At 73.0% G+C, this 11,631-nt stretch carries 12 protein-coding genes; 5 read left to right on the top strand and 7 right to left on the bottom strand.

Annotation, left to right across the window (positions count from 1 at the left end):
- Nucleotides 1-18: 18 nt before the first annotated feature.
- Entirely contained in the window at nt 19-936 is a 918-nt protein-coding gene (locus tag ACZ7GJ_RS09390) for an ACP S-malonyltransferase (RefSeq protein WP_470750543.1), read from the bottom strand.
- 89 nt (nt 937-1,025) lie between these two features.
- The gene (locus tag ACZ7GJ_RS09395; protein WP_393819042.1) at nt 1,026-2,243 is read right to left on the bottom strand and encodes a PucR family transcriptional regulator; all 1,218 of its coding nucleotides are present in this window, start codon (nt 2,241-2,243) and stop codon (nt 1,026-1,028) included.
- A gap of 81 nt (nt 2,244-2,324) precedes the next feature.
- Here ACZ7GJ_RS09395 and ACZ7GJ_RS09400 point away from each other — a divergent pair, with 81 nt between their 5' ends.
- A complete protein-coding gene (locus tag ACZ7GJ_RS09400; protein WP_470750544.1) occupies nt 2,325-2,984 on the top strand; it encodes a pirin family protein in 660 nt (219 codons plus the stop codon).
- Between the two features lie 122 nt (nt 2,985-3,106).
- Here the strand turns inward: ACZ7GJ_RS09400 and ACZ7GJ_RS09405 are convergent, their stop codons facing one another.
- A complete protein-coding gene (locus ACZ7GJ_RS09405; protein WP_470750557.1) occupies nt 3,107-3,925 on the bottom strand; it encodes a serine hydrolase domain-containing protein in 819 nt (272 codons plus the stop codon).
- 70 nt (nt 3,926-3,995) lie between these two features.
- Between ACZ7GJ_RS09405 and ACZ7GJ_RS09410 the strand changes: the two genes are divergently transcribed.
- Both ACZ7GJ_RS09410 and ACZ7GJ_RS09415 read left to right on the top strand, forming a co-directional pair.
- A complete protein-coding gene (locus ACZ7GJ_RS09410; RefSeq protein WP_470750545.1) occupies nt 3,996-4,388 on the top strand; it encodes a MerR family transcriptional regulator in 393 nt (130 codons plus the stop codon).
- The gene (locus ACZ7GJ_RS09415; protein ID WP_470750546.1) at nt 4,385-5,407 is read left to right on the top strand and encodes an aldo/keto reductase; all 1,023 of its coding nucleotides are present in this window, start codon (nt 4,385-4,387) and stop codon (nt 5,405-5,407) included. Before ACZ7GJ_RS09410 ends, ACZ7GJ_RS09415 begins: the two co-directional genes overlap by 4 nt.
- A 36-nt stretch (nt 5,408-5,443) precedes the next feature.
- Here ACZ7GJ_RS09415 and ACZ7GJ_RS09420 read toward each other — a convergent pair whose 3' ends face one another.
- The 3 genes from ACZ7GJ_RS09420 to ACZ7GJ_RS09430 form a co-directional block, all read right to left on the bottom strand.
- The gene (locus tag ACZ7GJ_RS09420) at nt 5,444-6,301 is read right to left on the bottom strand and encodes a DUF4429 domain-containing protein (RefSeq protein ID WP_470750547.1); all 858 of its coding nucleotides are present in this window, start codon (nt 6,299-6,301) and stop codon (nt 5,444-5,446) included.
- A 74-nt stretch (nt 6,302-6,375) separates the two neighbouring features.
- Nucleotides 6,376-7,515, bottom strand: a complete 1,140-nt coding sequence (locus tag ACZ7GJ_RS09425) for an alpha/beta hydrolase (RefSeq protein ID WP_470750558.1) — start codon at nt 7,513-7,515, stop codon at nt 6,376-6,378.
- Nucleotides 7,516-7,767: 252 nt separating this feature from the next.
- A complete protein-coding gene (locus tag ACZ7GJ_RS09430) occupies nt 7,768-8,421 on the bottom strand; it encodes a TetR/AcrR family transcriptional regulator (RefSeq protein ID WP_470750548.1) in 654 nt (217 codons plus the stop codon).
- Between the two features lie 117 nt (nt 8,422-8,538).
- On the opposite strand from ACZ7GJ_RS09430, the gene ACZ7GJ_RS09435 reads away from it, so the two are divergent.
- Together ACZ7GJ_RS09435 and ACZ7GJ_RS09440 are read left to right on the top strand one after the other, a co-directional pair.
- A complete protein-coding gene (locus ACZ7GJ_RS09435) occupies nt 8,539-10,155 on the top strand; it encodes a DHA2 family efflux MFS transporter permease subunit (RefSeq protein ID WP_470750549.1) in 1,617 nt (538 codons plus the stop codon).
- Nucleotides 10,156-10,352: 197 nt separating this feature from the next.
- A complete protein-coding gene (locus ACZ7GJ_RS09440; protein WP_470750550.1) occupies nt 10,353-10,733 on the top strand; it encodes a peptidase inhibitor family I36 protein in 381 nt (126 codons plus the stop codon).
- On the opposite strand, the gene ACZ7GJ_RS09445 is transcribed toward ACZ7GJ_RS09440, so the two are convergent.
- Complete coding sequence (locus tag ACZ7GJ_RS09445) at nt 10,714-11,493, bottom strand: potassium channel family protein (protein ID WP_470750551.1); 780 nt, start codon at nt 11,491-11,493, stop codon at nt 10,714-10,716. The two genes, ACZ7GJ_RS09440 and ACZ7GJ_RS09445, sit on opposite strands and share 20 nt — an antisense overlap.
- Nucleotides 11,494-11,631 lie beyond the last annotated feature (138 nt).

Genomic DNA, 11,631 nt, shown 5'->3' on the forward strand with positions numbered 1-11,631 from the left:
CTGTGTGGGCTCCTTCTCTCAGACCGAGTGCTCGGCGACAAGCGCCGCGGCCTTTTCGAGATCGTCCGGGGTCTTGAGGGCCACGCTCGGTACGCCCTTGAGCGCGCGCTTGGCCAGACCCGTCAGGGTGCCACCCGGGGAAAGCTCGATGATCCCGGTGACGCCCAGTTCGGCGAACGTCTCCATGCACAGGTCCCAGCGGACCGGGTTGGCGACCTGGCCAACCAGTCGGGCGACGACATCGGCGCCCGTGGTCACGACCTGACCGTCCTTGTTCGAAACGTACTTCAGCGCCGGGTCGGCCGGGCTGAGGGCCGAGGCGGCCTCCTCCAGCCTGGCTACGGCCGGAGCCATGTGGTGCGTGTGGAAGGCGCCCGCGACCTTGAGGGCGACGACCTTCATGGCACCCTCGGGCTTGTCGGCCTCCAGGGCGGCGATCTGCTCCATGGTGCCGGCCGCGACGATCTGGCCCGCGCCGTTGATGTTGGCCGGGGTCAGCCCCAGCTTCTCCAGGTGCTTGACGACCACGTCCGGGTCGCCGCCCAGGACCGCCGCCATGCCCGTCGCCGTGACCGCGGCGGCGTCGGCCATGCCGAGACCGCGGGTGCGTACGAAGGACAGCGCGTCGGCGTCGGACAGCACACCGGCGTACGCGGCGGCGGTGATCTCGCCGACGCTGTGGCCCGCCACCGCACCGAAGGCCGTACGGGCCCCCAGCTCGGCGGCGGAGAGCAGACCGGCAGCCACCAGCAGGGGCTGGGCCACGGCCGTGTCGCGGATCTCGTCCGCGTCGGCCTTCGTGCCGTAGTGGGCAAGGTCGAGCCCGATGGCGTCCGACCAGCCGGCGACGCGGTCAGCGGCGCCGGGCAGTTCGAGCCAGGGAGTCAGGAAGCCGGGCGTCTGTGCGCCTTGGCCGGGAGCGACGAGTACGAGCACCCTCACACTCTCTCTTGTGTTCGGTCCGCGCCGCCCGTGGGGACAGGGACGAAGAACCTTCGGGGTAATTGTTGATGTCCGACAAAAGTCTAGGACTGAGGATCGCCGTCGGCCAGACGCCCGAGGATCAGGGCGATCCGCAGAGTGAACGCGGAACGGACATCCGAGGGTGACCAGCCGGTGACGTCCGTCACACGTCGCAGCCGGTAGCGCACGGTGTTGGGGTGCACAAACAGCATCCGAGCTGCACCTTCGAGACTGCTCGCCTGCTCCAGGTAGACGCTCAGCGTCTCAAGCAAAGCTGAGCCCGCTTCTTCAAGCGGTCTGTAGATCTCCTCCACCAGTTGCTCGCGCGCCGAAGGGTCCGAGGCGATCGCGCGCTCGGGCAGGAGATCGTCCGCCAGCACCGGACGCGGGGCGTCCTGCCAGGCCGTGCACGCCTTCAGGCCCGCTGCAGCCGCCTGCGCGGACTTCGTGGCGTTCAGCAGGTCCGCGACCACCGGGCCGGCCACCACGGGACCGGCCGCGAACGGCCCGATCAGGGACTTCGCCACCTGGAGCGGATTGTCGCTGCCGCCCGCGATGACGACGAGGCGGTCCCCGAGCACACCTGTCAGGACCTGCAGCTTGTGGTGGCGGGCCGCGCGCCGGATCGCCTCGACCGTCAGCTCGCTGTCCCCCTCGGGGGCCGTGCCGAGCACCACGCACACGTACTCCGGCGAGTTCCAGCCGAGGGCAGCGGCCCGCGAGAGCGCGCCCTCGTCGGCCTCGCCGGACAGCACCGCGTTGACGACCAGCGACTCCAGGCGGGCGTCCCACGCCCCCCGCGCCTCGGCGGCCTGCGCGTACACCTGGGCCGTCGCGAAGGCGATCTCCCGGGCGTACACCAGCAGGGCCTCGCGCAGGATCGACTCGTCGCCCGGGGCCGCGACCTCGTCGATCGCGGTCTCCATGACCTCGATCGTGGTGCGGACCATCTCGACGGTCTGGCGCAGGGTGATCGCCCGGGTCAGCTCCCGCGGAGCCGTCCCGAAGACGTCGGTGGAGATCGCCTGCGGGGTCTCCGGGTGCCGGAACCACTCCGTGAACGCGGCGATGCCCGCCTGCGCGACCAGGCCGATCCAGGACCGGTTCTCCGGGGGCATCGCCCGGTACCACGGCAGGGTCTCGTCCATGCGCGCGATGGCGTTGGCCGCGAGCCGGCCGGCGGACTTCTCCAGCCGTCGCAGTGTCGCGGAGTGCGGATGGGCGGGAGCGGGATGCGCGGGGTGGATCGCGGGGGAATGCTCACGTTCGGGTTGGGGCACGTGACAAGACTGCCCTATCGGCGAGCCCGCGCGGAGTCCGGTCCCACGCCGCGGGCCGTGCCGGGGGCTACGGTGGCCCTCATGATTGATGTACGTCGCGGCGCCGATCGCTACCCGGGCGGGGACCCGGCCGCCGGGATCAGCACCCGGCACGCCCTCTCCTTCGGCGAGCACTACGACCCGGACAACCTGCGCTTCGGCACCCTCCTGGCCTGCAACGAGGAGAGCCTCGCGCCGGACGCCGGCTTCGACGAGCACCCGCACAGCCACACCGAGATCGTGACCTGGGTCGTCGAGGGCGAGCTCACCCACAAGGACAGCACCGGGGCCACCACCCTGGTCCGGCCCGGCGACGTACAGCACCTCGGCGCCGGGAACGGGGCGCGGCACGTGGAGCGCAACGACGGCCCCGAGCCGCTGCGCTTCGTGCAGATGTGGCTCGCGCCGCTGCCCGGCACGGAGTCCGGGCCGCCCTCGTACGCGCTGGTCAGGGGCATCGCCGACAGCACCCCCTACGCGGTGCCGGCCGCCGGGGCCGTGCTGCACGTACGGCGGCCGGGCGCGGGCGAGCGCGTCGCCGTACCGGCGGCGCACCGCGCGTACGTGCACGTCGTACGGGGAGACCTGCGCCTGGACGGCCGGGAGCTCGGCCCCGGGGACTCGGCGAGGATCACCGGCGAGCAGGACCTGGAACTCGTCGCCGGGTCTCCCGGGGAACTGCTGATCTGGGAGCTCCCCTAGGAACTCCCGACGGGCGCTGCCGAGCCGGGCACCCGAGCCGGGCGCTCCCGACCAGGGCTCTAGGGGGTGTCCGGCGGATGTCCGTGGCGTCGCGACGCCGCGGACACCGGCCAGACACCCCCCTAGCGGCCCGCGAGCTCGGCGAGGACGGCGTCGGTGAACGGCGGCCAGGCCTCCACGGCCCAGGGGCCGAAGGCGCGGTCGGTCAGCGCCACGCACGCGGCGCGCGCGTCAGGGTCAACCCACAGGAAGGTCCCGGCCTGCCCGAAGTGCCCGAAGGTGCGCGGCGAGGAGGTGGCGCCCGTCCAGTGCGGGGACTTGCCGTCGCGGATCTCCAGGCCCAGCCCCCAGTCGTTGGGGGACTGGTGCCCGTAGCCCGGCAGGACGCCCTTGAGGCCGCCGTGGACGACGGAGGTGGCCTCCGCGACCGTACGGACGTCCAGCAGCCGCGGCATCTGGAGCTCGGCGGCGAACCGCAGGAGGTCGCAGACGGTGGACACGCCGTCCTTGGCCGGCGAGCCCTCCAGCGTGGAGGAGGCCATGCCGAGCGGTTCGAAGACCGCCTGGTGGAGGTACTCCGCGAACGGGATGCCGGTCGCCTTGGCGATGTGGTCGCCGAGCACCTCGAAGCCGGCGTTCGAGTAGAGCCGGCGCTGCCCGGGCGGGGCCGTCACGCGGTGCTCGTCGAAGGCCAGGCCGCTGGTGTGCGCGAGCAGGTGGCGGACCGTGGAACCCTCGGGTCCGGCCGGTTCGTCCAGCTCGATCGCACCCTCCTCGTACGCGACGAGGGCGGCGTACGCGGCGAGCGGCTTGGTGACCGAGGCCAGCGCGAAGCGGTGGTCCACCGGGCCGTGCGACCCGGCCGGGCTGCCGTCGGCGCGCACGACCGCGGCCGCGGCGGTCGGGACGGGCCAGTTCTCGATGATGCGCAGGCTCTGCAGGCTCTCCGGGCTCTCCATGCCGCCGAGCCTACTTGCTTGGAGTGCACTCCAAGGTTTTAGCGTTGGGGCCATGAGCCTGACGGAGACGCGGTACACGATCAGCGAGGTCGAGGCCCGGACCGGTCTGACCCAGCACACCCTGCGCTGGTACGAGCGGATCGGCCTGATGCCGCACGTGGACCGCTCCCACTCGGGACAGCGCCGCTTCAGCGACAAGGACCTCGACTGGCTGGCCTTCGTCGGCAAGTTGCGTGCCACCGGCATGTCGGTGGCCGACATGGTCCGCTACGCCGAACTCCTGCGCGAGGGCGGGCACACCGTCGACCAGCGGCGCGAACTGCTGGAGCGGACACGGCGCGACGTACGGGCGCGGATCACCGAGCTGACGGACGCGCTCGCCGTACTGGATTTCAAGATCGACATGTATTCGATGGACACGACTGCCGGGAAGGCACAGCAATGACCGAGCGAAGCAGCGGGATCGGGCAGGTCGAACTCGGCGGGGGCGGACCGCTCGTCGGCGTCCAGGGCCTCGGCTGCATGGGCATGAGCGAGTTCTACGGGGACACCGACGAGGCGGCGGCCCGGCAGACCTTGGACGCGGCGCTGGACGCCGGGGTCACCCTCTTCGACACGGCGGACATCTACGGGCGGGGCGCGAACGAGGAGTTCCTCGCGCCGTTCGTGGGCGCGCACCGCGGCGAGATCACCCTCGCCACGAAGTTCGCGATAGAGCGCAACGACGACCCTGCCTACCGCGGCATCCGCAACGACCGCGCGTACATCCGCCGGTCCGTCGAGGAGAGCCTGCGCCGGCTCGGCACCGATGTGATCGACCTCTACTACATGCACCGGCGGGACCCGGGCGTGCCGTTCGCCGAGTCGGTGGGCGCGATGGCCGAGTTGGTGCAGGAGGGGAAGGTGCGCCACCTGGGGCTGAGCGAGGTCACCGGCGCGGAGCTGCGCGAGGCGCACGCGGTGCACCCGATCGCCGCGCTCCAGTCGGAGTGGTCGCTCTTCAGCCGGGACGTCGAGCGCAGCGCGGTGGGCGCGGCGGCCGAGCTGGGCGTGGCCTTCGTGCCCTACTCGCCGCTCGGGCGGGGCTTCTTGACGGGGTCCTTCGCGGACGCGGCCAAGGAGCTGTCGGAGGCGGACTTCCGCAAGTTCCAGCCGCGGTTCACCGGGGACAACGCCAAGGCCAACGCGGCGCTCCTGGCCCCGGTGCGCGAGATCGCCGACGCGCACGGCGCGACCCCGGCGCAGATCGCGCTGGCCTGGGTGCAGCAGCGGGCGGGGGTGCACGGGCTGACGGTGGTCCCGATCCCGGGCACCCGCAGGCCGGAGCGCCTCGCGGAGAACACGGCGGCGACCCGGATCACCCTGACCGGGGCGGAGCTCGCGCTGCTGGAGCCGATCGCGGACCGGGTCGCGGGGGACCGCTACCCGGACATGAGCTTCACATCGGTGGCGCGCGAGGCGTAGGGGGCGTTCGACGCGGCCGGGGCCCTGCGCCCGCGGCTACGCGTCGGCGGCGAGGCGGTCGCGCAGGGCCGAGTACTCGGCGTCGGTCAGCAGACCCGCCGAGTGCAGCTCGCTCAGGTGTTGCAGGCGTTCGTCGCAGGGGCGGGGCCGGGGGACCGCGGCGACCGGGGTGCGCCCGCGCAGGGCGGCCAGGACGGCCGCTGCGAAGGGCAGCGACTCGTGCACGGCCCCGTATCCGACGCCGAAGACGGCCGAGGCCAGGTCGTGGTCGGGGCGCGGGTCGCGGGGATCGTCCCGGGGCAGCAGTCGCAGGTGTCCGCCGGGCCGGTCCGGGGCGCTCCACTCGACGCCGGTCAGGGCGGCCAGCGGGTAATGCCGGTCGCCCGCCTTCCACTTGGTGCTCGTGGCGCCGGTGCGCGACCAGTGGAAGGTGACCGCCGACCCGTCGAAGCCGACCCGGGCGTCGTACGCCTTCAGGTGCAGCGGGGGCCCCGGCACCTCGACCAGGAACCGCTCGGCCGGCTCCGCCGCGTCGGGGCCCAGCCGGGCGCGCAGGGCGTCGGCGAAGGCGGCGGCGTGCGGGGCCCGGTCGCCGGGCAGCACCAGCCGGTAGGGGTCGCAGGACTCCTTCAACTGCCCTGCGGCGACGTCCATCAGCGGATCGGCGCCGGGACGTGGGACGGCGCGCAGCTGCACCGTGTCCCGCTTCCCCGCGCTCACGCTCACCCCGGACAGCGCTTCGAGGGGGATCCTGCGGGTTCCGAGGGCGTGGAAGAGCCTCGGCATCCTCAGCGGTCTCGGCGTTCTGATCCCCCGTGCGAAGCGGATGAGCACCGAGTCCGAGGCGAGATCGAACTCCCAGACGGCATGGTTTCCGGCCAGTACGTCACCCATGCGGCACATGGTAAAGGGACGCGCCCCCGCGCGTCCCCCCGTTGCGGCGCCCGTTTTCCGGGCGTCTACACGCGTCAGTCCTGCTCCGTACCGGAAATTTCGCGCCGGCACGCGTCGTCGCCGGTGGCGCACGTGATGGAACCGAATGCGCCGGTTCCGATCTTGGCGAAGTTGTCCAGTGAGGCGGTCCCTGGCTCGAAATAGCCGGTGTGGCTCTTGGCCCCGGCCGCGGACAGCAGCCGTGCGCCGAAGCCAGCGGACACCGGGTCCGCGCCGTGCCCGAGCCCGCCGACCTCCAGGTGCGGTACGTCGGCGATCCAGTCGCCCTCGTCCCGCGCGGCCCAGACCCGGGCCGAGGTGTCCAGCTCAGCGACGTTCTCGGCGCGCATGCCGGGGCTGCCCGCGACCACCACGTCCGTGACCCGGGCGGGCAGTTCGTGCGCGGCGACCCCGCACACGACCGAGCCGTAGCTGTGGCAGAACAGTGCGATGCCCGCGCTGCCGGGCAGGGCGGTGGTCAGCGACTTCAGCCGCACGGCGCCCTCCACGGCCATCCGGCCGGTGGCCGCGTCCATGCCGAGCCCGGTGGGTGCGTCGTACCCCGCCCAGGCGATCACCGCGGTCCTGCTGTCGGGGGCGGCCGCGCGCTCGGCCGCGTACAGCGACTGCGCCATGCCGGCGGGGGCGGTGAGCCGGCGCTGAGTGCGTTCGAAGGTGACCGCGTCGGTGTCGACTCCGGGCACGATCACCGAGATGCGGCGGGCCTGGTCGAGGTCGCCGAAGACCTCGGCGACGAGGCCGCCGCCGGTGGGGTCGAAGGCGAGGATCTGGCGGCCGTCCTCGGCGAGGGACTCGAAGCGGTGTGCCCGGCGGGTGGCCGTGGTGCGGTCGGCGGGGGTCAGCGCGACGTCGTGGGAGCGCGCCTCCTCGACGACGGCGGCCCGGCGCAGGCCGATCAGGTTGGCCCGGTAGCGGGTGGCCGTCGGGGCGCCGTCGAGGTTGCCGACGACGAGCGGGTAGCCCTCGGCGAGCCGGGCCCGCTGGGCGCCGTCGAGGCCCTTGAAGAAGCGGGCGATCGTCCGTGCGGGGGCGTCGGCGGCGGGCAGCGGCCGGCCCTCGAACCGGGCCCCGGCCCAGGAGGCGAGTGCCGCGGCCCGGGCGGAGACGCCCGCCTCGGGGCGGTGCACGGCGGTCCACCCGGTCGTCGCGAGCATGATGAAGACCACCGCGAGCGCGAGCAGGGCGCGCAGGGCGGCGGTGGGGCGCGCGGCGGTGACGGGGGCGGCGGGGGCGAGGGGGTGGGCTGAGCCGGACAGGTTCACTGGGACCAGCGTAGGAGACCGTCGCGCGACCCGGCACGCGGGGTGACCGGGCTCACGGTCGGGCGGGGACCCCGGGCCGGATACGGGCAGCCCGCGCGGGGACCCGTGAACGGCGCCGTGAACGGTGCCGTAATGGGCGCCGTACTACCGCCAGTCGGCGGCCAGGGCGGGGCCGATCTGGTCGAGGTAGGCCTCGGTCATGCTCCGGATCGCGGAGACGCTGGCGTCCTCGCCCTGGCCCCAGAGCCGTCCGGTGACCCGCATGACGCCCGAGAACGCGGCGACGGCCACGCGCGGACGCGGGTCGGCGTCCACGTCGAGGCCCTCGCGGGCGGCGATCAGCCGGGAGATCCGCTCCTCCAGTTCGGTGGAACGGCGCAGGTGCACGGCGAGCAGGGCGGGGGTGGACTCGATCAGCTGGTAGCTGCGCATGTAGAGGTCGACCGGGACCACCTCGGAGATGGCGTCGTCGACGGTGTCCCAGGCGGCGAGCACGGCGTTGCGCATGGCCTCCAGGGGGCCCTCGTGGCCCGGCCGGGCGCGGAGCGCGGCGAGGAAGTGGGACTCGACCAGCTCCTGGACGGCGAAGGCGACCTCTTCCTTGTTGGCGAAGTAGCGGAAGAAGGTGCGCTGGGAGACGTCGACCGCGTCGGTGATCTCGTCGACGGTGGTCTCCTCGTACCCCTGCCCGATGAAGAGGAGGAGCGCGGCGCGCAGCAGTGCGTCGCGGGTGCGCCGCTTCTTGCGTTCGCGCAGTCCGGCCGCCGGAGCGGCCGGCGCGGGCCGCTGGTCGGTCATCACCGCGGGGTCCTTTCTGACGCTGAGTGAGCGGTCAGGGTACCTGTGACCGACCTGACAGTGACTGTCTCGTTAAGCCGTTTGTGAAGTGTCAGTCGCTGTCACTAGCCTGTTCGCATGACTAGTCAGATCACCGTCGACGACCAGGACGATCAGGTACCCGTCAAGGAACCCGGCTCGGCACCGGCCCGCACGGGGCTGCGCGGCCACCCCTGGTTGACCCTCTTCGCCGTCGCGATCGGCGTCATGATGGTCACCCTGGACGGCACGATCGTCGCCGTCGCCAACCCCGCGATCCAGAAGGACCTCGGCGCCTCGCTCGCCGACGTGCAGTGGATCACCAACGGCTACCTCCTCGCCCTCGCGGTCTCCCTGATCACCGCCGGCAAGCTCGGCGACCGCTTCGGCCACCGCCAGACCTTCCTCATAGGCATCGCCGGATTCGCGGCCTCCTCGGCCGTGATCGGCTTCTCCGACGGCGTCGAGCTCGTCATCGGCTTCCGCGTGGCGCAGGGCCTCTTCGGCGCGCTGCTCATGCCCGCCGCCCTCGGCCTGCTGCGCGCCACCTTCCCCGCCGAGAAGCTCAACATGGCCATCGGCATCTGGGGCATGGTCATCGGCGCCTCGACCGCCGCCGGGCCCATCGTCGGCGGCCTGCTCGTCGAGAACGTCAGCTGGCAGTCGGTCTTCTTCATCAACGTGCCCGTCGGCATCATCGCGCTCGCCTTCGGCCTGTTCATCCTGGTCGACCACCGCGCCGAGAACGCCCCGCGCTCCTTCGACCTCCTCGGCATCGCCCTGCTGTCGGGCGCGATGTTCTCGCTCATCTGGGCCCTGATCAAGGCCTCGGAGTGGGGCTGGGGCGACAGCAAGACCCTGCTCTTCCTCGGCGCCTCGGTCCTGTGCTTCGTGCTCTTCGCCGTCTGGGAGAGCCGGGTCTCCGAGCCGCTGATCCCGCTGGGCATGTTCCGCTCGCTGCCGCTGTCCGCGGGCACCGTACTCATGGTGCTGATGGCCTTCGCCTTCATGGGCGGGCTGTTCTTCGTCACCTTCTACCTGCAGAACGTCCACGGCATGAGCCCGGTCGACAGCGGGCTCCACCTGCTGCCGCTGACCGGCATGATGATCATCGGCTCGCCGCTGGCCGGCGCCGCCATCACCAAGGTCGGCCCGCGCATCCCGCTGGTCGCGGGCATGGTCGCCACCGCCGCCGCCTGCTTCGGGATGGCCCGGCTCACCCCGGACACCGCGACCGTCACCATGTCGCTCTGGTTCGCCCTGCTCGGCCTCGGCCTCGCGCCCGTCATGGTCGGCGCCACCGAGGTCATCGTCGGCAACGCCCCGCTGGAGCTGTCCGGCGTGGCCGGCGGCCTCCAGCAGGCCGCCATGCAGGTCGGCGGCAGCCTCGGCACCGCCGTCCTCGGCGCGGTCATGGCGAGCAAGGTCACCGGCTCGTTCGGCGACAACTGGACGGCGGCCCAGCTGCCCCCGCTCGCCCCGCAGGAACTCGCGCTCGCGGAGAAGGGGGTGCAGGTCGGCATCGCCCCGGTTCCGCCGGGCGCTCCCGAGCAGGTCGCCAAGGCCGTCACCGCCGTCGCGCACGACACTTTCGTGTCAGGGATGAGTACCGCCTTCACCGTCGCGGGCATCGTCGCCGTACTCGCTGCGATCGTGGCCGGCTTCACCAAGCGGGGCGAGAACGCCGCCGCGGGCGCGGGCGCGGCCCACGTCTGAGCCGCCGCCGACACCCCGCGGAGGCGTCAACTCCGTACGCGCCACAGCCCCGCCGGACGGTTCCGGCGGGGCTGTCGCCTATCAGGGTGGAGCTGCCCGCAGCCCCTTCCGCCCGCCCATCGCCGCAGGTCAGCGTGGGGTCAGCGGCTCCCCGGAACAGGTCCGGGGCGCCGGAGTCCACAAGGAGTTGACCCGTCATGCGTACGTGTTCCACCACTCTCGCCGCGACCGTCCTGGCCCTCACCGCCCTGATCCCGAGCACCGCGACCGCCGCCCACGCCGCGGGGCCGCCGCCTCTGGGGGCCTGCGCGACCGGGCAGCTCTGCCTGTGGGCCAAGGCGGAGTTCAAGGGAACCCGCCGGACCCACGAGCTGAGCACCCTCGACATCAACAGCTGCACGGCGCTGCCCCCCGGCACCACCGCCCAGGCCCTCGCCAACCGCACCGGCCGGCCGGTCACCACCTACCAGTCGGCGGAGTGTGCCGAGACCGGGGAGTTCCAGACCTACCCCGGCGACGGCGTCTGGCTGCCCCAGTCCCCGTACCAGGTCCGGGCGTTCAAGGTGTGGGAGCGCTAGCCTCCCGCTGCGCCGGGGCGCCCGGCCGGTCGGTGTCCCCGCCGCCCAGCCGCGCGACCTCGGCGCGCAGCGCCCGTACCTCCTCGGCCAGCTCGGCGATGGCGGCGGTCTGGGCCCGCTCCAGCCGGTCGTCGCGCTCGAAGCGGGAGATGAACCAGGCCGCGATGTTGGCGGTGACCACACCCAGCAGCGCGATCCCCGACAGCATCAGCCCCACCGCCAGGATCCGGCCGAGCCCGGTGGTGGGGGAGTGGTCCCCGTACCCGACCGTGGTCATCGTGGTCACGGACCACCACAGGGCGTCCCCGAGGTTGCGGATATTGCCTCCGGGCGCGTCCCGCTCCACGCTCAGCACCGCCAGCGAGCCGAACATCAGCAGCCCGACCACCGCGCCCGCCACGTACGTGGTCAGCCGGATCTGCGGGGCCATCCGGGCCCGCCGGCCCACCAGCAGCAGGGTGGCCACCAGCCGCAGCAGCCGCAGCGGCTGGACCATCGGCAGCAGTACCGCCAGCAGGTCCAGCCAGTGGGTCCGTACGAAGGCCTTCCGCGCGGGCGACAGCGCCAGGCGCACGAGGTAGTCCGCGGCGAAGGCCGCCCACACCACCCACTCCGCGTGCGTGCACGCCCGGTGCACCCACCGGTCCGCGTCGGGCGCCACGATCGGTACGGCGTACGCGACGGCGAAGCCGACGGCGAGCACCAGCAGCGGTATCTGCGTACGGCGCTCCCACCGCGTCTGCCTGGAGGGTTCCTTCATGCGGAGCATCGTAAGGAACAAGTAAAGGCAACCGATAACGGCGGACGCGGGGGGGGGGGGGGGGGGGGGGGGGGGGGGGGGGGGGGGGGGGGGGGGGGGGGGGGGGGGGGGGGGGGGGGGGGGGGGGGGGGGGGGGGG

This window comes from Streptomyces sp. NPDC037242 (genome assembly GCF_055604165.1).